Below are 23,103 nucleotides of genomic sequence, written 5' to 3'. Positions count from 1 at the left end.
ACACCTTTCAGAGAATTGCTGAAGGAACGTTCTGGCGGCTAAATTAGCACTCAGGAAGCGAGAGTGCTAAATCGCTTCCAACCATTCTTAATCCTTTTATTGCCAACTATTTGGAGGTACAACATGGCAGCTGTCACCCTGAGTGTGTCAACTGTTAAACCTTTGGGCGATCGCATTTTGGTCAAGGTCAGCGCCGCTGAAGAAAAAACCGCCGGCGGTATTTTGCTGCCCGACACCGCTAAAGAAAAGCCCCAGGTGGGCGAAGTGGTGCAGGTTGGCCCCGGCAAGCGCAACGACGATGGCTCGTTCCAGACGATGGAAGTCAAGGTCGGCGACAAGGTGCTCTACTCCAAATATGCCGGTACCGATATCAAGCTTGGCACCGACGACTACGTGCTGCTGCGCGAGTCCGACGTTCTTGCCGCCCTAGCGTAACCCCATTTTGGCTAGGTAGGGTGGGCACCGCCCACCGTTAACCTGAGCGATCGCAGCTCAACCTGTAGGGTGCATCCGCGCTAGCGATGCACCGCTCAAAAAACTCCTTAGCGGGCTGTCTCATCCATTCGAAACATCCCTCTGAGTAAGCTCGGTGCGTTACGGCTGCGCCTAACACACCCTACAAAATCATTACCTGGTGCGTCAGGCATTGCCGTGACACACCCTACAACCTCAAACCCACCGCAGTTAGTCAACCATTCTTGCTGGGAGGATTTTTTCACCTATGGCTAAGTCGATTACCTACAACGAAGATGCCCGTCGCGCCCTGGAGCGCGGTTTCGACATGCTGGCCGAAGCCGTCGCCGTCACCCTCGGCCCCAAAGGCCGCAACGTGGTGCTGGAGAAAAAGTACGGCGCGCCCCAAATCATCAACGACGGCATCACCATCGCTAAAGAAATTGAGCTAGAAGACCATATTGAAAATACCGCCGTCTCCCTGCTGCGCCAGGCGGCGAGCAAAACCAACGATGCTGCGGGCGACGGTACCACCACCGCTACGGTGCTGGGCCATGCGATCGTCAAAGAAGGGCTGCGCAACGTCGCCGCTGGTGCCAACGCCATCTCGCTGAAGCGCGGCATCGACAAAGCCACCGCCTTCCTGGTCGAAAAAATTGCCGAGCACGCCCGCCCCGTTGGCGACTCCAAATCGATCGCCCAGGTGGGTGCCATCTCCGCCGGTAACGACGACGAAGTGGGCCAGATGATCGCCGACGCCATGGATAAAGTCGGTCGCGAAGGCGTCATTTCCCTCGAAGAAGGCAAATCCATGACCACCGAACTGGAGGTCACCGAGGGCATGCGCTTCGACAAGGGCTACCTGTCGCCCTACTTCGTCACCGACACCGAGCGCATGGAAGCGGTGCTGGATGAGCCCTACATCCTGATTACTGACAAGAAAATTGCCCTGGTGCAGGATCTGGTGCCCGTGCTGGAGCAAGTCGCCCGCTCCGGCAAGCCCCTGATGATCATCGCTGAGGACATTGAGAAAGAGGCCCTGGCCACCCTGGTGGTCAACCGCATGCGCGGCGTGCTGAATGTGGCCGCTGTGAAAGCGCCTGGGTTCGGCGATCGCCGCAAGGCCATGCTCGAAGACATCGCCGTGCTCACTGGTGGCCAGGTGATCTCTGAAGACACCGGCCTCAAGCTCGACAACGTGAAGGTCGACATGCTGGGCAGCGCTCGCCGCATCACCATCACCAAAGACACCACCACCGTGGTGGCTGAGGGCAACGAGCAACAGGTCAAAGCCCGCTGCGAGCAAATCCGTCGCCAGATCGAGGAAACCGACTCGACCTACGATAAAGAGAAGCTGCAGGAGCGCCTGGCCAAGCTCTCTGGCGGTGTGGCCGTAGTCAAAGTCGGGGCCGCCACCGAAACCGAGATGAAGGACCGCAAGCTGCGCCTCGAAGACGCCATCAACGCCACCAAAGCGGCGGTTGAAGAGGGCATCGTCCCCGGCGGCGGCACCACCCTGGCCCACCTGGCTCCCCAGCTCGAAGCCTGGGCCAGCGACAACCTCAGCGGCGAAGAGCTGCTGGGTGCCCAGATCGTCACCCGCGCCCTCACCGCCCCCCTCAGCCGCATCGCTGAGAATGCGGGCTTCAACGGGGCCGTTATCGTTGAGCAGGTGAAGGAGAAGGACTTCAACATCGGCTACAACGCGGCCAACAACCAGTTCGTCGATATGTTTGAGGCTGGCATTGTCGACCCCGCCAAGGTCACTCGCTCTGCCCTGCAAAACGCCGCCTCGATCGCCTCAATGGTGCTGACCACTGAGTGCATCGTGGTCGACAAACCCGAGCCCAAGGCCCCTGCCGCTGGCGCGGGTGCTGGCATGGGCGGCGACTTCGACTACTAAACCGGCTAAGGCAGACCGAATTCGGTCTGCTTTGAGGTAAGCAAAAAGGGCTCGGCTGATCAAATCAGCCGAGCCCTTTTTGTAGTGAGAAACTAGGCTGACTGAGTTTAGCTCAAACCCAAATTCCCTCAAACCCTGAACTCGTCCAGGCGTATAGACAAAGGACAAAATCATCAGCTTTGCTTATTCTGCCACCCGATAGATGACGACAGAAATTGAGCAAACGGGTCTAGAATATAGAGCTGGCAAGCCTTTATGGATAATCCTTGTGATTTTTTTGACCTGCTCAAGATAGATAACACTGATAGATAGGTCAACTGTAAAGCAATCTAAATATTTGACATTTTTATGCCAAGGTGCAGTCTTTGAAATATTTTTCTCTGGAACACTTTATCGCTTTAAGAGTCTTGGACAGTTAACCATCAAGTCTAAAACCCGATCTCCGTCAAATTCTGGAAAGATTTTTGGCTTAGCTTTGCCATGGGGATATGAGGTTGGTGGTTTTTGTGAAGCTCGATAAAGGGTTCAGAATCAATGACCATGTCACAAGCTGCTTCGATACCAATGAACCAGACACCGCTGGTGAAAACGTCAGGCGATACCGCAGTGGTTAAAGAAACCAGTGTTTTGTCCAAATCTATTCTCAGCGTTGATTTGGGGCGAACCTCAACCAAAACCACCATCAGCCGCGATCCCAATAGCGTCGTTTTTATTCCGGCTAACGTCAAGCATTTGTCAATGGAGCAGGTGCAGGGAGGCGCGTTTGAAGCTCGAGCAACGGATCCTCTATCTGACATATGGATGGTTTACCAGGGCAGTGGCTACGCCATGGGGCAGCTTGCAGAAGATTTTGGCGCTAATTTAGGGGTCGGCCAATCTAAAGTTAACGATGCTTTGGTCAAGGTTTTGGCCTGTGTTGGCTACTTTCAAATGCGGGATGAGATTTCGGTGGTGCTGGGGCTGCCCTATCACTCCCAAGATCAGTTTGAGCGCGAGAAAGAGCAGCTGATGAGCCTGCTGCTGGGGCCGCATGTCATGAGCTATCGCGGTGAGCCGATTACCATCACCATCAACAAGGTTTGGGTCATGCCCGAAGGGTACGGCAGCATTCTCTGGAATGAGGTGCAAGAGAAGAAAGATATTAATGTTGACTTTACCAAGCTGCCTGTTGCGATCGTAGATATTGGGCATCAAACCACCGATTGCATCATGGTCGACAACTTTAGATTTGCCCGTGGCGTTTCGAGAAGTGAAGCGTTTGCCATGAGCCAGTTTTACGAGCAGGTGGCCGCCCAAATTGAGGGGGCCGATAGCCAGTCTTTAGCGTTAATCGCGGCTGTCAATCAGCCTCAGGGAGAGCGATTCTATCGGCCTCGGGGAGCGAATAGACCAACTAATTTAGACGACATTTTGCCGAACCTCAAAGAAAATTTCTCGCGAGAGATGTGCAATCGTCTGCTGGCCTGGCTGCCAGAGCGAGTGACCGATGTCATTCTCACAGGGGGCGGGGGTGAGTTTTTCTGGGATGATTTTCAGCGCCTGCTGAGAGAGGCCAAAATTAATGCTCACCTCGCTACACCCTGTCGACAGGCTAACGCGCTGGGACAGTATCTCTATGGAGAGGCCCAGATGGCGTCGGCCCGTGCCGCTCGTACGGCCACCTAGTCGTTAGCTTTGAGCGTAGCCATGCCTCATCTCTTCCTGATCGAAGGTTGATTTGCCTAACAAAAACGGTTCTATGGGGGCAGTCAATTTAGTTAAGGCACTTTAACGGGCGAAACCCTCTAGTAACCGGATTGGAGATGTAGCGATCCGAATGGATTCGGGCTGGTAGGATGGGCATCTTGCCCGTGCAGGCGAGACGCTTACCCTACCAGTTTTTGCAATTTGTAGAGGATTGCTGCACGACGCATGTCTTGGGTTGGGAAGAGGTATTGACTCGTGGGTGGCACTATGGTTTCGGGACGAGAATGATGGTATTGAAGTGGTTGCGCCAGACGAAAAAGCTGGTTTTGTTTCGTCAAAGTGAGCTTGATCAGCATCTATTGGCAGCTGTCAAAGCTGAGCTGGATCAACAGCCAGGTTTGAGTTTTAGCAGCCTTTGCAAAGAAGCGCTCCACCAGCTTTTGCTGGGCAATCATGCTTACCCTGGTCAACCCCCGTCTACAGATGCAAGTAAGCGCATTGAGAGCCTTGAGGCCCAGTTGCTCAGTATAGAACAGCGTTTTTTTGCCCAAGAAAAAAATCGACTAGAGCGGTTAGAGGCTCAGGTACAGCAGTTGACTTTTCAGGTCACTCAACTGGGGGGCAATGTTCCTTCTGTCCCGGTTTCTCCCCTACCTGCTGCGGCAGCAGTGCCCGACGCAGACGAGGTTGAAGACGTGCCTGAAGACCCTGTACTGTCTCGCCTGAGCGGTTTAATTGATGATTTTTAGCGATCGCCCATCCACACGCAGGGCCGAAGGTTTGCTGTAGCCTGCCCGCTAAGGTGTACTGGGTCGCCCTATGGCTGCTCAGTACACAACTCCCTATCTTTAGGCTTACATACCTGCCTCTGCCCCTCTCGCTATAGTTGTTGCATAGCGGCTGTAGAGAAACCTTCAACATGACCGATCGCACTCGACCTGACAGTGACGCCACCTCGCCCGCCGAACCTCACCTAGCCACGGCCAATCTCGGCGTCGAAGACGAGTCTATCCCTGTGCCCGAGGTTGGCGGCGGTCTGCCAATCATTCAATATTGGGCCGAAAAGACCTTGTCACCCCAGGGGCCGCAGATTTGGAAAAAGCTATTCCATAAAAGCGCCTGCCTGTCGTGCGCCTGGGGCACCGGGGGGCAAAACGGCGGCTTTGTCAACGAGCTAGAAGAACCGCTTCAGCGCTGCATGAAAAGCGTGCAGGCCATTTCGTCAGAGCTGCAACCGGGCCTGGGCGATCACTTCTTCGATCGCCACACCATTTCAGAACTGCAAACCCTCACCTCTCGCCAAGCCGATCGCCTCGGTCGGCTCAGCTTTCCGGTGATTCGCCGGGCCGGGTCTGACCACTACGAACGGGTGAGCTGGGAAGAAATCTACCAGCTCACCACCGCTGGCTTTTCGCTGCCGCCGGAGCGAGTGGCTTCCTACAGCTCGGGGCGATCGTCCAATGAGGCGGCTTTTCTGCTTCAGCTGATGGTGCGGGCGCTGGGCTCCAACAACCTGGCCGACTGTTCTGACCTGTGCCACGCCCCCTCTACCGTCAGCCTGAACAAAGTCTTTGGCACCGGCACCTCGTTGGTGAGTCTGGAAAGCCTGCGTCAGGCCGACTGCGTGGTGCTGGTGGGCTCCAACGCCCCCGCCAATCATCCCCGGCTGATGAACGAGCTGATCGAGCTGCGCGATCGCGGCGGCCAAGTCCTCGTCATTAACCCGGTCAAAGAGGTGGGCCTGGCCAAGTTTGGCTCCCCCGCCCACCCCCTGCGGCTGGTGCAGGGCCAAGAGATTGCCTCGCTGTTTTTGCAGCCCATCCCCGGCAGCGACCTGGCCCTGTTTGTGGGCATTCAAAAGGTGCTGCTGGAGCGGGGCTGGGTGCAGTTTGACTACCTCAAGGCCCACACCGAGCACTGGCAGGAGGTCATCGACCAGGTGAACGCTACCGGGTGGGAGGCGATCGTCGCCACCTGCGGCCTATCGCTGACGGAGATTGTCGCCGCCGCCGAGATGATCCACAGCAGCCAGAACGTGGTGTTTGCCTGGGCCATGGGCATTACCCACCAGGCCAACAGCGTCGACACCATCTTCAGCATCGCCAATACCGCCCTGATGACCGGCAACGTGGGCAAGCCTGGCGCGGGTCTGATGCCGATTCGCGGCCATTCTAACGTGCAGGGTTTTGGCTCGATGGGGGTGACGGCCCACCTCAAAGACAGCATTCGCGAGGCGCTAGAGAAACTGCTGGGCAAATCGCTCCAGCGCGAGCCGGGCTACGACGCTCGCGCCCTGATCGAGGCCGCCGACCGGGGCGAAGTCGATACCCTGCTGTGTCTGGGGGGCAATCTCTACGCCGCTAACCCCGATCTCACCCAGGCCAAGCGCGCCCTCGGCAACATCGACACGATTGTCTATCTCGCCACCAAGCCCAACCAGGGCCACTTCCACGGGCTGGCACGGCAAAACACGATTATCGTGCCGGTCTATGCCCGCTTCGAGAACCCCCACAAAACCACCGTCGAGTCGGGCAACAACTTTGTGCGGCTCAACAGCCCCGGCAAAACCCACCTCAAGGATGCCGACCTGGTGACGGAGATCGATTTCTTGGCGGAACTGGCCCACCGCATTCATGGAGAGGATCCAATTCAGTGGCGGCGACTGCACGATACCCGCTACGTGCGTCAGCTGATCGCCCAGGCTATCCCCGGCTACGAAAGAATTGGCGAGATTGATGATACCAACGCCGAGTTCACCATTGGCGGGCGCATCTTTCTAGAGCCCAAATTTCCCACGCCCTCGGGGAAAGCCGAAATGCAGACCACGCCGCTGCCCAACCTGACGCTGCCCACCCTGTCAGAGTTTGGCCTATCTGATACCCCTCATCCCGCGTTGGTGCTGGCGCTGATTACCGGGCGCAGCTACGGCCAGCACAATACCGTGGTCTACAAAGAAGCCGATGAGTATCGGGGGATGCCCCACCGCCACTGCGTTCTGATCAACCCCGACGATGCTCACAAGGCAGGCTTTAGCCAGCACCAGCGGGTCAGCGTGCGGGGCGATGCGGGGCAGCTTGACGATATTGAGATCATTTTTGGAGAGGTGCGATCGGGCGCGGCACTGATGTTTTACCCCGAAGCCAATGTGCTGATGAAGGCGCGGATTGAGCCACGGGCAGGTACTCCGGCCTATAAGCGGGTGCCCGTGGCGGTTTTTGCTCTGTAGCAGCGGCGGTGATATCTCCCACTAGAATTGGAGAGTTAGGTACAGGAGACTACCCGTGACGTCCCTATTGACCGCACCACGTAACCAGGTTGTCTTGCAGGGAGTAAGCTGGGCTACCTACCAAGGACTGATTCGTGACCTAGAGTCAGCACCAGGTAAACGCCTCACCTACGACCAGGGAACCTTAGAAATTATGGTGCCGTTGCCTCCCCATGAAAGCTACAAAAAGCTGATGGGCCGTATGGTGGAAGTCACCACCGAAGAAACCGAGACTGAAATTCGCAGCTTAGGCTCTACCACCTGGAACCGAGAAGACCTGAGCAAAGGGCTAGAACCTGACCAGTGCTACTACATTCAGCACGAGCAGGCCGTTCGCGGCAAGGATGAGATCGATTTGGCCATTGACCCGCCGCCCGACCTGGCCATTGAGATCGACAACACCAGCAGCTCGCTAGATCGCATGGCGATTTACGCGGCCCTGGGCGTGCCAGAAGTCTGGCGATTTGACGGCACAGCGCTAACGATCTTCGCCCTGGTCAACGGTGAGTACTGCCCTCAAGCCGTATCTACCGTCCTCCCACTTCTTCGGCAAGACGCACTGCTGCGGTTTTTGCAGACTAGCCAAACCATGGGGGAAACTAGCTGGGTTAGAACCTTTCGCCAGTGGATTCGAGCACAGCTCTGCAATCCCAATTGATCGCTACAGGCGATCTTTGTTTTTGCTGCGGACGCGATCGTAGAGACTCTCCATCGCTTCTATAAACGAGTTGTCGCGGCTCCAAAAGGCGGGAAAGTCACCCTGCTTTTTGACCAGAATCGCTGGCACGGCTGACGGCGAAGCCACCTCAATGGTCTGGGGTAGGCGCTTCTCTCCCTGCCAAAATTCTTTTAGGCTGGGGGCTGATGCTTCTACGGTTTGGGGCTGGGTATAGTAGTACTCGACGGGGTCGGGCGATCGCTGCTGAGCCGAAAGCTCTGCCGAGAGTGCCTGCCCCAGGGGCGACTTAGCCAGCTCGGCTTTCAGCGCTTCCCTGGGCAAACCTCGCAGCTCAAACAGCAGGAAGGGATCGCGATCGAGTTCGGCGGCGATCAGGTAGTAGACTCCGGCGATGTGTTTGCAGGGGTTGCTGTAGTCGGGGCAGGAGCATTGGGTCTTAAAGTCTTTGGCGCTGGCGGGCAGCAGATTGAGCCCCAGGGTTTTGAAGCTGTCTTCGATGTTGTCAGGAATTTCGTTGAGCAGCAGCCGGGAGATCAGGCTGGCTTTGGAGGCGATGAGGGCGATCGCGGCGGCCCACTTGGCTTTGCTAATCGGCGTAAAGTCGATGGTGGTGGTATATAGCGGTTCTTTCGTCACCCCAAAGTAGGGGTTTACCGACCCGCGTACCTTAGCTGTAACTAGCCCGCCATCGATCTCAAAGCTTTTAACCTTGCCGCCGCTGGCGTAGGAGCGCCCCCGCTGCAACCGACCCGAGTCGGTCAGGCTCTCGATCGCATCAATAAACCTCTTTCCCCACCAGGTGCGGCTAAAGTTTGCCATCGCTAGCCTCCAGTGCTGGTTTTATTGTAAGTGGCTAGGGGAGTAGAATAGGCTAATATGACCCACTATTTGCCGCTATGTCGATGCAAATTACCATCGAACTGCCTGAACCTGTAATTCGTCAACTGAGGCAAATTGCGGCAGCGACCCAACAATCGATTGAAGCGTTGGTTGCTCAAAGTGTGCTCAGCAACCTTCCACCTTCTGCAGAAAATGCTCCGCCAGAACTACAGGCTGAATTGCTGGCGATGCAAACCCTCAGCACACATGAGTTGTTAGCTATTGCCCAAGCTCAAGCCGAACCGGCTCAATGGCATCGGCATTCTGAACTCTTAGAACAAAATCAAGAGGGTCAGCTTTCTCTGAATGAACGACAGGAGTTGACCGATTTAAGACAGACTGCCGATCAGCTCATGTTGCGTAAAGCATATGCCTGGGCACTGCTGCGCTGGCGAGGCCAAAAGCTGCCCAAGTTAGAAGATTTGCCAACACCAGCATGACCATTTCTGAGGGCCTGCGGCGACAGGTCATCGAAGAAGCCAACCATCGCTGCGAATATTGCCAGACATCCTCACGCTTGACAGGGATTCCTTTAGTGATGGAACACATTCTCCCACGTTCGTTGGGTGGCACCGATGACAGGATTAACCTGGCAGCGGCTTGTCACCGCTGTAATGAATTCAAGGGCGCAAAAACCGAGGCGGTTGATCCTGAATCTCAGCAACTGGTGCAGCTATTCAACCCTCGAATAGAAGATTGGGCGGCTCACTTTTTTTGGGGTAATGGTGGGACTCATATCATTGGAAACACTCCTACTGGCCGTGCGACTGTCGTTGCCTTGCAGCTCAACAATGACAATATCGTCGCTGCCCGACTCCTTTGGATTGAGTTTGCCTGGCATCCACCTCAGGGTTTGTAGAACGGTGTGGATGGGGATGGTTTAGAGGAGGGGGCGATCGCGGAGTGATAGCGGAAAAGAATTGATGGTATGGTGGGCAGTGCCTACCATACGCTAACTGTTGCTGTTTAACCTTTATTTTTTATGGCTATAACTTGAATTATCTGTTGAGCATTTTCTTCAGGCACCTCTAGTAAATGATGCATCATTGTAAGGACAGTTGCTTCTTCTTGACTCAGTATTCCATCCGACAAAACTAAATCAGTTGCGATTGCAAACACAGTATCCCGAAGTTCATATGGGATTGCCTCTTTAGCAGCAAAAATTACTTCCTTAAATCCATAGCGATCAAAATCTTGGCCAATCTTTATAAAGATCTTTCCTACTACATCTCTGGCATAGCTTCTAAACAGCTGCATTCGTGAGACAGCATTCCATACGACCTCTTTTTCAGTCTCGGAAATGACATCGTCTGCCATCATAGCTGCAAAAAGGAATACAATAATGCCTTCAACTGGACTGAGTCCAGTCATCTGCGACGAACTATTAAGATTCAATTCTCTGAGTAGAGTTTCGTTAAATAATGCCATAAGGCCCTTCCAAGTAATTGCATCTAGTTACACCTACGTTGTTTTTTATGCTGATCAGCAACTTGAACATGAAAATTGGATGAAGAATACATTTACATACTAAAAAAGCCATGGTGTTTGACAATAAGCGCTGGATAGATGAAATTTCGAGGGCAGGAAGGATTTTTGAGAGCTCTATGAAATTCTTGCAAAGCGAGGAAAGTATTCTTGGTCTAATTAATTCCCAAATTCATAACACTCATATTCCCTATTACGCTCCGAATAGTTCTGTGCTTCTAGATTGGGAAGTCGCTGGGGAATGGACTGTAGCAGATTATCTAGGGAAATACTCTCTCGAAGAAATACGAAAGATGGCAAAAGATGATGAAGCACAAGAACTATTTCACTATTTAGAAACACAATGCGGAATGGATGATTATATAGATTTGGAGGCTTCTGACGAAGGGAGAAAAAAGCTTTCATTAATGAGAGCTTGGAAACTAATTTCAGACCTAGACGACAGCATAGAAACCTATAGAAAGCAAAATTTTATACTTATAGGAACTTATTTTGAACTAATTACAGAAAACTTCATTACTGTTCTATTTGTTGAATCCCCTGAAAAAATGAGCGGCTGCCTTGGTCTATTCAAAAAAGATTCAGGCAGAAGAAGAGGCTTTGATAGGGATGGAAGAATTCCGCTCAAGAAGATACTAGAAAATGAATCCAAAGAAAGTCTAATAAATTCTCTGGCGATAGAGGCGTCAGCAGAGATCATGCGTAGAAAAAACGAAAATATTATAGATGCAATCAACAACCTTACCCGGCAATCAGGTAAGAGAATAAATGAAGAGGTGGTGAAAAAGATTATTGAGGTTTTAAATATTCGCAATCAAATTGTTCATGAAAATAAGTTTTCAACTTTTTCAGGATATGAAGGAGCTCTACCTTATTATCAGCGTTCTTGGAGAACCGAAAAAGAATACCTGGAGCTGCAAGCATTGAAAGTTCTAGAGGATTTTGTGGTGGAACTCGGAGACATTTGTCTCAGAATTAACATGCCCCAAAATTTTTATCCGGTTGGTTTTGGCTCCCCTAGCTTGTATTACGAAACTTGATTGAATGAAGCTTCATGAATTCGAGGCTTGATAAGCTATTTTTGCTGAACATCAATTTATTTATTATGATTTTAGTTTTCTTGCAAGGACAGAGCTGAGCAACTATCTCTATTTAAATGAAAGATTGCCAAAAACTCAATCCATGATCGCGCTTTTGTTGAGGGCGATCAGTTGCTTAAAGGCATCGTTGTCTAGCTGCGTCAGCCACGATTCGTCAGCGCCAACGATCGCCCCCGCCAGCTTTTTCTTATCCTCAATCATCTGGTCGATGCGTTCTTCCAGCGTGCCCATAGCGACAAACTTGTGGACGAAGACATTTTTCTTTTGGCCAATGCGAAAGGCGCGATCGGTGGCCTGGTCTTCGACGGCGGGGTTCCACCAGCGATCGAAGTGAAAGACGTGGTTGGCCTGGGTGAGGGTGATGCCCACCCCGGCGGCTTTTAGGGACAATACAAAGATCGCCGGTTCGCTGTCGGGGTCTTGGAAGGCGGCGATCATCTGCTCGCGCTTTTGGCGACTGGTGCCGCCGTGGATGTAGTAGGTGTTGTAGTGGCAGGTGTGGCGCAGGTGGTGCTCCAGGGCGTCGCCGATTTCGCGAAACTGGCTGAAGATCAGGGCGCTTTCGCCTTCGGCCACCACTTCGTCGAGCATTTCGAGCAGGCGGCTGAGCTTGTGCGATCGCTCGGGCGTAAACTCACTCTCATCCTGCAAAAACTGGCGGGGGTGGTTGCAAATTTGCTTCAGCTTGGTCAGGGTGGCCAGAATCAGCCCCTGGCGCTGGATGCCCTCGCTGGTTTCGATCTGCTCGGTGACATCTTTGAGCACCGCTTCGTACAGAGAGGCCTGCTCGGGGGTGAGGTTGCAGAACAGCTTTTGCTCGACCTTGTCGGGCAGGTCTTTGATGATTGACTGGTCGGTTTTGAGCCGCCGCAGAATGAAGGGTTCTACCAGTTTTTTGAGGGTGGCGGAGCGGGCGGGGCTGTTTTCTTTTTGGATCGGCAGCTCGAACTGCTTGCGAAACTGGCTCTGGGTACCCAGGTAGCCAGGGTTGAGAAAGTTGAAGATCGACCACAGATCCATCAGGCGGTTTTCGACCGGGGTGCCGGTGAGGGCGAGGCGGTGGTTGGCGCTGAGCTTGAGAATGGCCTTGGTCTGGGCGGTTTTGGGATTTTTGATATTCTGGGCTTCGTCGAGCACGATACGATGCCAGGTAACGCCCTCCAGTAGCTTGGCGTCTTTACGGGCCAGGGTAAAGGAGGTGATCACCACGTCGTGGTCGCGGCAGATTGCTTTGAAGGCTTTGGCATCCTGGTTCCGTTCTCCGCCGTGGTGCACTACCGCCCGCAGGTGCGGCGCAAACTTTTCGATCTCGTGATGCCAGTTACCCACTACAGACGTTGGCGCAATCAGCAGCGTGGGAGGAATCGGCTGCTCCACTTCTTCTCGCTCTTGAATCAGGCGGGCGATCACCTGCACGGTTTTGCCCAGGCCCATGTCGTCGGCCAGACACCCGTTCAGGCCCAGATTCTCTAAGTAATGCAGCCAGGAGAGGCCGCGCTTTTGGTAGTCGCGCAGGGTTCCTTGCAACTGGGCGGGGTCGGGGGTGAGTTCGAGGCGGGTTTTGTCGCTGAGCTGGGTGAGCATGGTGGCCAGGGCGTCGTCGCGATCGAACTCCACCTCCAGATCATCGTCGGTTTCGCCGCTGGTCAGGCGCATAAAGTCGAGCAGGCTCATTTCTGGGTTTTTGGCCTGCTGCTGCTGCCAAAACTCCAGCATTTGCTGCATTTTGTCCTGGTCTAGCTCCATCCACTGGCCGCGAAACTTGACCAGGGGCGACTTGGCGTTGACGAGCTGCTGCCACTCGGCCTCGGTGACGGGCTGGTCGCCAATGGAGAGGTCGTACTGGTACTGCACCAGGGTGTCGTAGGAAAAGTAGCCCTTCGATTTGTCGCTGCTGCCAAGGGATTTGCCCTTGGCTCGCAGCCGCACCTTGGCCCGCTGGCGACCCTTGGGGGTCCACCAGGCGGGGATGATCACTTTGTACCCGGCGTCTTCGAGCACCCAGGCGGATTCTTTGAGGAAGGTGAAGGCGGTGTCGAGATCAACGGGGATGCCGACCGGCTGATCGGTTTCCAGACCATCCCAAAATTTAGGATAGATGCGGGCGGCGTAGCCCAGATTCATCAATAGATGCTGTTCAAAGCTTTCTCCTAGATGCTGGCGCAGCTGGGTCTGTTTCTTGCCGCGCAGCTGCCAGAACTCCTCCAGGGAAATTTGCAATGAGGGATCATCCTTAGGGGCGACGAGGAACTGGATCTGCCAGGGAGAGTCTGGGGTAGCAGGTTCTTCCAGGCGAAAGCCAATGTGGAAGGGAGCGGCGGTTTCGGATCGGCTGATGCGATCGCGCCATCCCTGCCACTGCTGATAGCGTTCCAGTCCGGCTGCCGATTTACCCGGAATCTTGGCCAGCAAACAGTCTTGAATCAATGTATTTTCAATGGTTTTGAGATAGTTTTGGGGTATGGTCGTGCCCCGCACCAGGTCATCGACAAAGCATTCTGAAAAGTGGCAGAGTAGGGTGGTGCGATCGTAGAAGGTGGGTGTTTGGGGCGGTTCCTCAAACCCGGCAACGCAGAGCAGGGGCATGTAGTCGATATAGGTTTGGATGTGCTCAAGGTAGCGATCGCCCACAATTTCCCACCCCGAATAAATCTCGAACCCTGGCTCTGATTTTTGGGGCTGCTTTTTAGTCGTCTTCGCCGCCGTCTTGCGTCCGGTGGTGGCTTTGGAAACTTGAATTTGCCGATACTTCAACGCTGGAATGTACTGATCGCGCAGAATCACCTGCTTAAATGCCTGGGTGTAGTGGTACCAAAACAGCAGGTCGGCCCCCAGCTGCACCTCCGCCAGATTGTAGACAGCCAGAAAGTGCAGATTATTCAGCAGCGCGATCGCGTCGGCTAGTACCGGGAGGGCATAGCAATCGACCTGCCAGTACTGCCAGTCAAAGCGCTCCGGGGGTTCTACCTCCAGGTATCGCGATAGCTCCAGGGAGGGGAGCGGCTGACCCTCCACCGTGGGCAGCAGAAAAGTGCGGGGGGTGATGAAGGTGGTCAGGGGACGGCGATCGGGCGACTTCAGCCCTAGCTCATCGGTGAGTACCGCCGCCAAATCGGGTTCTGGCAGATGGCAGGGGTGGACGTGGGGCAATTGCTTGCGGCGGCTCTTTTGCTCGGTTTCAACCCACAGGCAAAAGCCGCCTGTTTGCACGAAGTCGGAAGCGGGCTGAGGTATCCAAGTGCCGTGGAGAATTTGCATTATTCCGTCCCGACAGTAGTGCTATCGGCCCTGTCCCAACCCGTTCAATCGTAGGGAGGAAGACGACTAGCCGCCTCGTTCTAATCAACATAACAATGCTTACGTTTTACCACGGAAGCCTTAAAAGCGTAGGAGTCTGCCGTTACCCAGCCGTTCAATCCATTAAGATCTAACCGCAGATGCTACGGATAGACCTATGCTCGTCCTTCTTAATCGATTCAAGCGGCTTTGTTTGACCCTGTGTCTGGCTGCTGTTGCTATGCTGGCTCGCCCCGCCTACGCTGATGCTCTCATCACCCAAGCCGACCTGATCGACAACAGCGGCAACACCATTGGCACAGTCCAAGTCGAGCAGGGACACAAAGGCGTGCTGATCGACATTAAAGCCAAAGACTTGCCCCCCGGCTACCACGGCATGCACTTTCACGCTGTGGGAGACTGTTCAGACCTAGCGGCATTCAAATCCGCGGGCGGGCATGTGAACCCATTTGATACGCCCCACGGGTTTCGCAACCCCGATGGCCCCCACGAAGGCAACCTGCCCAATCTGGTGGTCGCCGCCGATGGCACCGTGGAAGTCGAGCTGTACAGCGATCTGGTAGAGCTGGATGCCGGGGCCGCCAAGCTGCTCGACGACGACGGCACGGCGCTGATCATCCACACCGACAAAGACGATCACTACTCGCAGCCCATCGGTGGCTCGGGCGGGCGCATCGCCTGCGCCGTGATCCAGTAGGGTGCATTCGCGGCCTGTAGACCTTGGCCAACTATCCCAAAATTCGCTTTGTGGCCGCAATGAACCGCGTACAGAGCGGTGCATTGCTTCGCGAATGTACCCTACGATTGGCTGCAAACCGCTTTGGTATTGGATCAAAACCCAAGAGCGGCGTTCCAAGACAAGTTGAAACGCCGCTCTCTGTTTTATCTTTAGCTTCTACCTAAGCCCAAGATTGCCGCAGGTAGCGAGCTGACGTTGTACCTAGAAGCTCCTGGCGGCGCTTTCTGCCTGCACGGCTTTCAGGTCATAGCGATCGAGGTTCATCACCTTATCCCAGGCGGCCACAAAGTCGTGCACGAACTTCGGCTGCGAGTCAGAAGCGCCGTAGACTTCTGCCAGGGCGCGGAGCTGCGAGTTGGAGCCAAAGATCAGGTCAACGCGAGTAGCGGTCCACTTGTGGTTGCCGGTTTTGCGATCGCTGCCCTCAAACTCAATCTCATCGTCAGAGGTCGCCTTCCAGGTGGTGCCCAGATCGAGCAGGTTGACGAAGAAATCGTTGGTCAAGGTCTCGGGGCGATCGGTGAAGACACCGTGCTTGGAGCCGCCGTGGTTCGCGCCCAGCACGCGCAGGCCGCCCACCAGCGCCGTCATCTCTGGGGCCGACAGGTTCAGCAGCTGCGCCCGGTCAATCAGCAGTTCCTCCAGCGATTCGGTGTGTCTGCCGCTGGTGTAGTTGCGGAACCCGTCGGCGGTCGGCTCCAGCGGTTCAAAGGATTCCACATCGGTTTTCTCCTGGGTGGCATCGGTGCGCCCCGGCGTAAAGGGCACCGTCACGTCGTGACCCGCATTCTTCGCCGCCTGCTCGATGCCCGCGCAGCCGCCCAGCACGATCAGGTCTGCGATCGACACCCGCTTGCCCCCCGACTGCGAGTTGTTGAACTCCTGCTGAATGCCCTCCAGGGTTTGCAGCACCGTGGCCAGCTGCTCGGGCTGGTTGACTTCCCAACTTTTCTGCGGCTCCAGGCGAATGCGCCCTCCGTTGGCCCCGCCGCGCATGTCGGAGCAGCGGAAGGTGGAGGCCGAGGCCCAGGCGGTTGACACCAGTTGGGCAACCGACAACCCTGATTCAAGGATCTTGGCCTTGAGGGCAGCAATATCCTGCTCGTCGATCAGCTCATGATCAACGGGCGGAATGGGATCCTGCCACAGAAACTCTTCTTGCGGAACTTCGGGGCCAAGGTAGCGCGATCGCGGCCCCATGTCACGGTGCGTCAGCTTAAACCAGGCCTTGGCAAACTGCTCAGCAAACTCGTCGGGGTTGTCGCGGTAGCGCTGGGCGATCTGGTTGTAGACGGGGTCCATTTTCATCGACATGTCCGCCGTGGTCATCATCGGGGCGTGCCGCTTCGACGGGTCGTGGGCGTCGGGCACTGTCCCCGCCCCCGCGTCGCCCTTCGGCTTCCACTGCCACGCACCAGCGGGGCTCTTGGTCAGCTCCCAGTCATACTTGAACAGGGTTTCGAGGTAGCTGTTGTCCCATTGGGTGGGCGTGGGCGTCCATGCGCCTTCAATGCCGCTGGTGGTCGCATCGACGCCAACCCCCGTGTTGAAGGTGCTCTTCCAGCCCAGGCCCTGGTCGACGATGGTGGCCCCCCCAGGTTCAGGCCCCACGTGGGTAGTTGGGCCAGCCCCGTGGCACTTGCCAAAGGTGTGCCCCCCAGCGGTGAGGGCGACGGTTTCCTCGTCGTTCATCGCCATTCGCTTAAAGGTCTCGCGAATGTCGCGCCCTGAGCCGAGCGGGTCGGGCTCGCCGTCTGGCCCTTCTGGGTTGACATAGATCAAGCCCATCTGCACGGCGGCGAGGGGGTTTAGCAGCACGCGATCGCCCTCGTAGCGCTCATTGCCGAGCCATTCTTTTTCATTACCCCAGTAGATATCTAGCTCGGGCTCCCAGACATCCACGCGCCCGCCCGCAAAGCCCAGCGTCTTGAAGCCCATCGACTCCAGGGCGCAGTTGCCCGCAAAGATCATCAGGTCGGCCCAGGAGATTTTGTTGCCGTATTTTTGCTTAATGGGCCAGAGCAGCATGCGGGCTTTGTCGAGATTGGCGTTGTCGGGCCAGCTGTTGAGCGGCTCAAACCGCTGACTGCCCGAGCCCGCCCCGCCGCGCCCGTCGCCAATGCGATAGGTACCGGCGCTGTGCCAGGCCATACGAATAAACAGCGGCCCGTAGTGGCCGTAGTCGGCGGGCCACCAGTCCTGCGAGGTGGTCATCAGCTCATAGATATCGGCCCGCAGCGCCGCCAAATCGAGACTTTTGAACGCCTCAGCGTAGTTAAATGACTCGTCCATCGGGTTAGCCTTAGCCGAGTGCTGATGGAGAATATTGAGATTCAAAGCACTGGGCCACCAGTCTCGGTTAGACGTGCCAAGTCGAGTTTGAGGTCCGGCCAGAACGGGGCACCGGCTGGCGCTGCTGGCCCCGTTGGGGGGCTCAGACTGCGCTGTACCAGCCTCCATTTTTTCGGCGCTACTCGATGCCAGGACAGAGGTCACAGCTCGCCAGATTTCCATGAGCTTCCCGCTCATGGGGAACGGACATCTCATTGGGCTACTTGTCATAGTTCTTTCCCTGTTGTGGTTTCACGAGTACTAAGTCGTACTCGTTACGACTTTATAAAGCAAGCCTACATCAATCACCCTTGCTTTGCAGCGTTCAAAATGATTAGCATTTACAACTTGTAATGTCTTGGTGAGGCGCATTTGTGAATATCGTTATGCTGTTTTACCTGAGCACATTTGCTTAAGCAGAAAGCATCGTCCGCCACACCTGCATCAGCACAGCCGTCTGCTCTAGCTGTTTGGCCTCTGGATTGAGGTAGTCCAACATGGTTTCGGCATTAGAAACCACTGGCATTGCCTCAAAGCCATCTTTCTCGACAAACATTTTTTCAATGAGTCCGTCTTTCACCAGCATGGAATAGCGCCAGGAGCGGTGCCCCATGCCTAAATCAGAGAGATCTACCATCATCCCCAAGGCGCGGGTAAAGTCGCCATTGACATCGGGAATAAAGCGCACCTGATCGGCTCCTTCTTCCTGAGCCCAGGCAGCCAGCGAGAATGGATCATTCACCGAAACGCAGAGAATATCATCAACGCCGTTGTCTCGAAATGCCTGAGCATACTCGTTATAGCCCAACAATTGAATGGGGGAATATGGGCAGGTAAACGCTCCCAACACCGAAAACACCACCACGGTTTTGTGATCAAAAAGATCCGCCGTCGAAAGCTCGCATTCACTCGCCTCGGTGAACAGTCGAAACGTCACCTGAGGGACTTTGTGGCCTTCATGACTGAGAAACATTGGCTCAGCTCCTTACTCGCATTCACTTCAGCTAAACCCGTCTTAACTGCGAGATTAATGAGTAGGAATACTACTCAAAATTAGTGGCCCGCCCTCACACCTGCCAGAGGAATGTTTGCAGGTCACTACGTTCAAACAACCGTTGCTTAAACAATTACTCGTAGCGACTAACTTGGCCCTAGTCTTACAACTACGGCCAAACCCGATCAAGTTGTTCTGTGCAAAGTTGGGGAGTTTTCCTAAAAGACAGGCGCTCAAGCCTATATCAAGTCATACTCACTACGAGTTTGTATGCTGTCAGCTTAAATCAATCCAACCGTGCTTGGGCGTAAAAAATAAAAGTGTTTTGCAACCTGTAATATCTCTACAAAGTGAAATTTATCTGCCGCTGGGTATAGACCTAAAATCTGAAGTCAGGGCATGGTACGTAGGTCAGTTAAAGCAGACTGGCTATCCTGCCTGCCGTCAATCGCCCTCTGTTTTAGCCTAGGGGGTTCCAGTGGCCCTGGGGGTGCTGGGCCTCAACTTTGCCACCCTGCTCGGCACCCTGGGGCTGACCAGCGTAGCGATCGGTTTTAGCCTGCGCGACGTGCTCAGCAACTATATTTCTGGGGTGATTTTGCTGGCGGCCCGCCCCTTTCGCATTAGCGATCAGGTGGTGATTGGTAACTACGAGGGCACCGTGGTGCAGATTCAGCTGCGGGCCACCACCATGCGCACCTACGGTAGTGGATTAATGTAAAGGATAGAGAGAAATAAGGTAACGCCGTTGCACTTCTAGATTCTGGGGGAGTAGGCTCCATGACAATCGAGATGACCTGTCCAACCTGTGGGTCTCACGACATCTCCAAGAACGGCACTACCCGGCGTGGTAAACAAAACTACAAGTGCCGAGACTGCAACCGCCAGTTCGTCGAAGATCCCCAGTGGAAGCCGAAAGACAAGGATACTCGGGCCTTCGTTAATCTACTGCTGTTGGAGAAAATTCCATTAGCCGGTATCGCCAGGGTCACCGATGTCTCGGATAGCTGGCTCCAGACCTATGTCAACGCATGTTATGACGCCGTGTCCAAAGCGGCAGCGGTCGTCCCCAAGGCCAAAGGCAAGCTCAAGGTGCAGATGGATGAGCTCTGGTCTTTTGTCGACAATAAAGGCAACAAGCAGTGGGTCTGGGTGGCGATCGATGCTGATACCCGAGAGATCATCGGCTGTCATATCGGAGATCGCTCTCGGGAATCAGCGATTGCCCTATGGCAGTCCATCCCGGCGGTATATCGACAGTGTGCCAAGGTCTACACCGATTACTGGGAGGCCTACGTCACCGTGATTCCGAGCAAACGGCATGTTGCCGTCGGCAAAGACAGTGGCTTGACGAGCTACATCGAACGCCTGAACAACACCTTGAGGCAGCGGATTTCCCGGCTAGTGAGAAAGACGCTGTCCTTTTCCAAAAAGCTAGAGAATCACATTGGTGCGATTTGGACGTTCATCCACGACTACAATCGCCAAGTTAGAGAGAAGCTGGCAGAACGGGAATCGCCTACGTTTTCCTCTGTCCTTTACTAAAATGCACTACCCCAATCAGCAAGTGTTTCAAAAGAGCGTGGTCAACAACACCGACTCGCCCGTGCGCCGCAGCGATGTCGTGGTCGGTATCGATTACGATGCCGATATCAACGCCGCTCGCCAGGTGATTGTTGAGGCGGTGACGCCGATCAAGGGCGTCGAACCCGAGCCGCCGCCGCTGATTTTGGTGCAAGAGTTGGCCCCCAGCACTGTCCAGCTAGAGGTGCGGTTTTGGGTCAATTCTCGCCGTCAGTCGTTTTTGCAGGTGACTTCAGAAGCCTCTCAGGCCATTAAAGAGGCGCTGCAAGCGGCGGGTATCGAAATGCCCACCGAGATCTACACGCTCAGCTTTCGCCAGGGGGCGATCGATACGATCAGCGCGATCGTCACCGAGGGGGGAGACAAGGAAGAGTCTTAAGTTGCCCTGCCAAAAGAGGTTCTGGCGCTGGATTTTAATCAAGGATTCAGCAATTGAGTTGCGGTCAGCCTTTTCGCTGAGGCCAACTCGGTCAGGAGAGCCGAGGTGATATCTGCCTCTCCTTCAAAAATGGCAGCCTCATAGAGACCTTCTACCAGCGTCAGCACCGTCACTTTTTGCAGGATGGGGTCGACAATCCAATACTCGGCAATGCCACGGGCTTCGTACTGCGATCGCTTGTAGCGGTAGTCGCGATCACTATTTTTCTTGCCGGGTGATACGACCTCCACCACCAGCTGGGGCGGCGGCATATCAATGGTGACGGTGGAGCGAGGGGCGTTTTCTAGGGCGATTCGCGAAGCGATCCGTCCCGGAATCGCCAATTCGTCTGATAACACCATCAGGTCAGGCAGGCGCACCGTTGACCGTGCCCCCAATACCGTCACCTCGGTTTTCATCCGTAAGCACTCTGGCCCAATACCAGCCTGCAAGAAGTAAGCAGAGAGAATCACCGCAATCCGCCGGTTCCGATCGCTCTCTGACGAAGTAGCGATCAGTTCCCCATTTTCTAGCTCGTAAAGGGTGTCGGTGCCATCGTCGTAGGCAAAAAAGTCGTCAAGGCTCATGAGAGTAGCGGCAACGGTCATGGTGTTTTAGTCTCCAGCAGAACGCGCCTAAGCAATTCCATTATCGCGGCATTAGCTTTGCCCGTTAGCGTGAGATTGTTGTGATTATCAATATGGCTACAGGCTACAGGCCAAAAAAACGATACGGAACGGATGAGCGATCGCGCGTAGTCTAATGGTGAGGTGACGATGCAGGCCCAACAGCGATGGCAAATGAAAAACAGGTCGCTTTGCTCAGGCAAGGGAGTGAAGTCTGGAATGCATGGAGAAAGGAGAATCCCGGAATTGAGATAGATCTCAGTAGTGTCAATCTTAATTTTGCCGATCTCAGCTCCGTTGACCTCAGTTTCGCCGATTGTCATTACGTTGATTTTCACTCTGCCGATCTTAAATCCGCCGATCTTAGATCTTCTGACTTCAGCTCTGCTGATCTCAGCTCTGCTAACATCGAGGCTGCTGATCTTAGATTTGCCAACCTCTTTGCCGCTAATCTCCGCTCCGCTGATCTCAGCTCTGCCAACCTCAAAGCTAGTAATCTCGATAACTCTGACCTCAGCAACACTAACCTCAAGTTTTCTAATTTCAGATCCGCTGATCTCAGTTCTGCCAATCTCCAATTTGCCAATCTCAGCGATGCCAATCTCAGCGATGCCAATCTCAGCGATGCCAACCTTAACTATGCCAACCTGACCGATGCAGATCTAACCGATGCCAACCTCAATGAATCCCAAGTTCTTTACACCAATTTCACTAGGGCAACACTGACGGGAGCCTGCATAGCTAACTGGCAAATCGGCACCTCAACAATCCTTGAGCACGTCAAATGCGACCGTATTTTTTGCACTTATGACGATGAAAAACAGCAGTTTTCAGGCTGTCTTCCTGTAGACGCTGGTAGAACATTTGTCCAAGGTGAGTTTACTCAACTATTTCAAGTCATTGCTAGTGCATTAGAAACTATTCCCATCACCTTCACCGAGGGCATCGACTGGCAAGCGTTTTTCCAGTCCTTCCAAGACCTGAGAGCCAGTCACCGCGACGAAAACATCTCGATTCAAGGTATGGAGCGCAAGGGCGATGCCTTTATCGTGCGGTTAGAGGTAGAGGCCGAAGCCGATAAAGCCGCCATTGAGACAGAGGTAAAGCAGCGCTACGCCCACCAGCTCGCCGCCCTCGAAGCGCAATATGAGGAAAGGCTACGATTACAGGGGGCGCATCTAGAAGACGCACGACGCACAATTGAATTGGAACGCCAGAGAAATACAGAACTTACAGGAGTAATTGGCATTGTGGCTCAAAACCAAGGCTCAAAGTACGATATGCGCGGTTCTAGCTTTGGTCAGTTTGTCGATACGGCCCAATCAGGTAGCCGCATACAATCTGTCCAGCATATCTATGCTCCAGAACAGCAGGATTTAGGCGAGGCCGCGAAAGAAATTCAGAACCTCCTCAATACCCTGGCAGAGACCTACAATACTACGACCGATGCCGGAAAAGAGCAGTTGATGAAAGAACTCTGCAAGGAGGTTGAAAAGCATCCCAAGTGGCGGCGGGCACTAAAAGCAGGTGGCATTGAGGTAATTAGTCACCGCAACAAAGCTGACCTACTGGGAATGGGGCAAAAGTTTGTAGCATAAGGGGCATGACGATACAGCCACGTCCAGAGCCAAACCTGCCGGAGATCGACCCTGAAGAGCAAGGGG

The 23,103-nt window shown here is 54.5% G+C and carries 19 protein-coding genes and 1 pseudogene; 14 read left to right on the top strand and 6 right to left on the bottom strand.

Features of this window, described 5'->3' with window-relative positions:
- The first annotated feature begins 123 nt into the window (after positions 1-123).
- The 6 genes from groES to ACQ4N7_RS16030 all read left to right on the top strand — a co-directional run bounded on the left by groES (position 124) and on the right by ACQ4N7_RS16030 (position 7,965).
- On the top strand, positions 124-435 hold the full coding sequence (gene groES / locus ACQ4N7_RS16055) for a co-chaperone GroES (RefSeq protein WP_430712513.1): 312 nt from the start codon (positions 124-126) through the stop codon (positions 433-435).
- Between the two features lie 286 nt (positions 436-721).
- Positions 722-2,356 carry a chaperonin GroEL gene (groL, locus tag ACQ4N7_RS16050; protein WP_430712512.1) on the top strand — a complete coding sequence of 545 codons (1,635 nt, stop codon included), beginning with the start codon at positions 722-724 and terminating at the stop codon, positions 2,354-2,356.
- Positions 2,357-2,890: 534 nt separating this feature from the next.
- Positions 2,891-4,021 (top strand): ParM/StbA family protein, encoded by a 1,131-nt coding sequence (locus tag ACQ4N7_RS16045; protein ID WP_430712511.1) that lies wholly within the window; start codon positions 2,891-2,893, stop codon positions 4,019-4,021.
- Positions 4,022-4,329: 308 nt separating this feature from the next.
- The gene (locus ACQ4N7_RS16040) at positions 4,330-4,791 is read left to right on the top strand and encodes a hypothetical protein (protein ID WP_430712510.1); all 462 of its coding nucleotides are present in this window, start codon (positions 4,330-4,332) and stop codon (positions 4,789-4,791) included.
- 170 nt (positions 4,792-4,961) lie between these two features.
- Complete coding sequence (locus ACQ4N7_RS16035) at positions 4,962-7,268, top strand: FdhF/YdeP family oxidoreductase (protein ID WP_430712509.1); 2,307 nt, start codon at positions 4,962-4,964, stop codon at positions 7,266-7,268.
- 55 nt (positions 7,269-7,323) lie between these two features.
- Entirely contained in the window at positions 7,324-7,965 is a 642-nt protein-coding gene (locus ACQ4N7_RS16030; protein WP_430712508.1) for a Uma2 family endonuclease, read from the top strand.
- A gap of 3 nt (positions 7,966-7,968) precedes the next feature.
- Here the strand turns inward: ACQ4N7_RS16030 and ACQ4N7_RS16025 are convergent, their stop codons facing one another.
- Positions 7,969-8,805 (bottom strand): SWIM zinc finger family protein, encoded by an 837-nt coding sequence (locus ACQ4N7_RS16025; RefSeq protein WP_430712507.1) that lies wholly within the window; start codon positions 8,803-8,805, stop codon positions 7,969-7,971.
- Positions 8,806-8,888: 83 nt separating this feature from the next.
- Here ACQ4N7_RS16025 and ACQ4N7_RS16020 point away from each other — a divergent pair, with 83 nt between their 5' ends.
- Together ACQ4N7_RS16020 and ACQ4N7_RS16015 are read left to right on the top strand one after the other, a co-directional pair.
- A complete protein-coding gene (locus ACQ4N7_RS16020; protein ID WP_430712506.1) occupies positions 8,889-9,305 on the top strand; it encodes a hypothetical protein in 417 nt (138 codons plus the stop codon).
- Positions 9,302-9,724 carry an HNH endonuclease gene (locus ACQ4N7_RS16015; RefSeq protein WP_430712505.1) on the top strand — a complete coding sequence of 141 codons (423 nt, stop codon included), beginning with the start codon at positions 9,302-9,304 and terminating at the stop codon, positions 9,722-9,724. Before ACQ4N7_RS16020 ends, ACQ4N7_RS16015 begins: the two co-directional genes overlap by 4 nt.
- Positions 9,725-9,831: 107 nt before the next feature.
- Here the strand turns inward: ACQ4N7_RS16015 and ACQ4N7_RS16010 are convergent, their stop codons facing one another.
- The gene (locus ACQ4N7_RS16010) at positions 9,832-10,293 is read right to left on the bottom strand and encodes a tellurite resistance TerB family protein (RefSeq protein ID WP_430712504.1); all 462 of its coding nucleotides are present in this window, start codon (positions 10,291-10,293) and stop codon (positions 9,832-9,834) included.
- Positions 10,294-10,403: 110 nt separating this feature from the next.
- On the opposite strand from ACQ4N7_RS16010, the gene ACQ4N7_RS16005 reads away from it, so the two are divergent.
- A complete protein-coding gene (locus ACQ4N7_RS16005; protein ID WP_430712503.1) occupies positions 10,404-11,390 on the top strand; it encodes a hypothetical protein in 987 nt (328 codons plus the stop codon).
- A 135-nt stretch (positions 11,391-11,525) separates the two neighbouring features.
- On the opposite strand, the gene ACQ4N7_RS16000 is transcribed toward ACQ4N7_RS16005, so the two are convergent.
- Positions 11,526-14,708: a DEAD/DEAH box helicase gene (locus ACQ4N7_RS16000; RefSeq protein ID WP_430712502.1), complete on the bottom strand. Its 3,183-nt coding sequence runs from the start codon at positions 14,706-14,708 to the stop codon at positions 11,526-11,528.
- A 196-nt stretch (positions 14,709-14,904) separates the two neighbouring features.
- Here ACQ4N7_RS16000 and ACQ4N7_RS15995 point away from each other — a divergent pair, with 196 nt between their 5' ends.
- Positions 14,905-15,444, top strand: coding sequence for a superoxide dismutase family protein (locus tag ACQ4N7_RS15995; protein WP_430712501.1), 540 nt, complete (start codon positions 14,905-14,907; stop codon positions 15,442-15,444).
- Between the two features lie 243 nt (positions 15,445-15,687).
- On the opposite strand, the gene katG is transcribed toward ACQ4N7_RS15995, so the two are convergent.
- Both katG and ACQ4N7_RS15985 read right to left on the bottom strand, forming a co-directional pair.
- Positions 15,688-17,946, bottom strand: a complete 2,259-nt coding sequence (katG, locus tag ACQ4N7_RS15990) for a catalase/peroxidase HPI (protein WP_430712588.1) — start codon at positions 17,944-17,946, stop codon at positions 15,688-15,690.
- A gap of 283 nt (positions 17,947-18,229) precedes the next feature.
- Positions 18,230-18,790 carry a peroxiredoxin gene (locus ACQ4N7_RS15985; protein WP_430712500.1) on the bottom strand — a complete coding sequence of 187 codons (561 nt, stop codon included), beginning with the start codon at positions 18,788-18,790 and terminating at the stop codon, positions 18,230-18,232.
- A gap of 490 nt (positions 18,791-19,280) precedes the next feature.
- Between ACQ4N7_RS15985 and ACQ4N7_RS15980 the strand changes: the two are divergent.
- The 3 genes and pseudogenes from ACQ4N7_RS15980 to ACQ4N7_RS15970 form a co-directional block, all read left to right on the top strand.
- Positions 19,281-19,529 (top strand): annotated as a pseudogene (locus tag ACQ4N7_RS15980) (mechanosensitive ion channel domain-containing protein); the annotation flags it as partial.
- A gap of 74 nt (positions 19,530-19,603) precedes the next feature.
- On the top strand, positions 19,604-20,356 hold the full coding sequence (locus ACQ4N7_RS15975; protein ID WP_430711796.1) for an IS1 family transposase: 753 nt from the start codon (positions 19,604-19,606) through the stop codon (positions 20,354-20,356).
- A gap of 1 nt (position 20,357) precedes the next feature.
- Complete coding sequence (locus tag ACQ4N7_RS15970) at positions 20,358-20,774, top strand: hypothetical protein (RefSeq protein ID WP_430712499.1); 417 nt, start codon at positions 20,358-20,360, stop codon at positions 20,772-20,774.
- 38 nt (positions 20,775-20,812) lie between these two features.
- On the opposite strand, the gene ACQ4N7_RS15965 is transcribed toward ACQ4N7_RS15970, so the two are convergent.
- A complete protein-coding gene (locus tag ACQ4N7_RS15965) occupies positions 20,813-21,421 on the bottom strand; it encodes a Uma2 family endonuclease (RefSeq protein WP_430712498.1) in 609 nt (202 codons plus the stop codon).
- A gap of 185 nt (positions 21,422-21,606) precedes the next feature.
- On the opposite strand from ACQ4N7_RS15965, the gene ACQ4N7_RS15960 reads away from it, so the two are divergent.
- Entirely contained in the window at positions 21,607-23,037 is a 1,431-nt protein-coding gene (locus ACQ4N7_RS15960) for a pentapeptide repeat-containing protein (RefSeq protein WP_430712497.1), read from the top strand.
- Positions 23,038-23,103: the final 66 nt, after the last annotated feature.

It is taken from the genome of Nodosilinea sp. AN01ver1, assembly GCF_050565655.1.
In the GTDB taxonomy this organism is placed as follows: domain Bacteria; phylum Cyanobacteriota; class Cyanobacteriia; order Phormidesmidales; family Phormidesmidaceae; genus Nodosilinea.
The sequence above is the reverse complement of the archived record's forward strand: the minus strand, read 5'-3'. Positions and strand labels throughout refer to the sequence as shown.

Excerpts from the sequence above, each read along its gene's own strand:
- ACQ4N7_RS16020 (WP_430712506.1), top strand. The coding sequence starts at position 8,889 with ATGCAAATTACCATCGAACTGCCTGAACCTGTAATTCGTCAACTGAGG.
- ACQ4N7_RS16025 (WP_430712507.1), bottom strand. The coding sequence starts at position 8,805 with ATGGCAAACTTTAGCCGCACCTGGTGGGGAAAGAGGTTTATTGATGCG.
- ACQ4N7_RS15960 (WP_430712497.1), top strand. The coding sequence starts at position 21,607 with ATGGCAAATGAAAAACAGGTCGCTTTGCTCAGGCAAGGGAGTGAAGTC.
- ACQ4N7_RS15975 (WP_430711796.1), top strand. The coding sequence starts at position 19,604 with ATGACCTGTCCAACCTGTGGGTCTCACGACATCTCCAAGAACGGCACT.
- ACQ4N7_RS16005 (WP_430712503.1), top strand. The coding sequence starts at position 10,404 with ATGGTGTTTGACAATAAGCGCTGGATAGATGAAATTTCGAGGGCAGGA.
- ACQ4N7_RS15985 (WP_430712500.1), bottom strand. The coding sequence starts at position 18,790 with ATGTTTCTCAGTCATGAAGGCCACAAAGTCCCTCAGGTGACGTTTCGA.
- ACQ4N7_RS16040 (WP_430712510.1), top strand. The coding sequence starts at position 4,330 with ATGGTATTGAAGTGGTTGCGCCAGACGAAAAAGCTGGTTTTGTTTCGT.
- groES (WP_430712513.1), top strand. The coding sequence starts at position 124 with ATGGCAGCTGTCACCCTGAGTGTGTCAACTGTTAAACCTTTGGGCGAT.
- ACQ4N7_RS15965 (WP_430712498.1), bottom strand. The coding sequence starts at position 21,421 with ATGACCGTTGCCGCTACTCTCATGAGCCTTGACGACTTTTTTGCCTAC.
- groL (WP_430712512.1), top strand. The coding sequence starts at position 722 with ATGGCTAAGTCGATTACCTACAACGAAGATGCCCGTCGCGCCCTGGAG.
- ACQ4N7_RS15970 (WP_430712499.1), top strand. The coding sequence starts at position 20,358 with ATGCACTACCCCAATCAGCAAGTGTTTCAAAAGAGCGTGGTCAACAAC.
- ACQ4N7_RS15995 (WP_430712501.1), top strand. The coding sequence starts at position 14,905 with ATGCTCGTCCTTCTTAATCGATTCAAGCGGCTTTGTTTGACCCTGTGT.
- katG (WP_430712588.1), bottom strand. The coding sequence starts at position 17,946 with ATGGAGGCTGGTACAGCGCAGTCTGAGCCCCCCAACGGGGCCAGCAGC.
- ACQ4N7_RS16035 (WP_430712509.1), top strand. The coding sequence starts at position 4,962 with ATGACCGATCGCACTCGACCTGACAGTGACGCCACCTCGCCCGCCGAA.
- ACQ4N7_RS16015 (WP_430712505.1), top strand. The coding sequence starts at position 9,302 with ATGACCATTTCTGAGGGCCTGCGGCGACAGGTCATCGAAGAAGCCAAC.
- ACQ4N7_RS16010 (WP_430712504.1), bottom strand. The coding sequence starts at position 10,293 with ATGGCATTATTTAACGAAACTCTACTCAGAGAATTGAATCTTAATAGT.
- ACQ4N7_RS16000 (WP_430712502.1), bottom strand. The coding sequence starts at position 14,708 with ATGCAAATTCTCCACGGCACTTGGATACCTCAGCCCGCTTCCGACTTC.
- ACQ4N7_RS16045 (WP_430712511.1), top strand. The coding sequence starts at position 2,891 with ATGACCATGTCACAAGCTGCTTCGATACCAATGAACCAGACACCGCTG.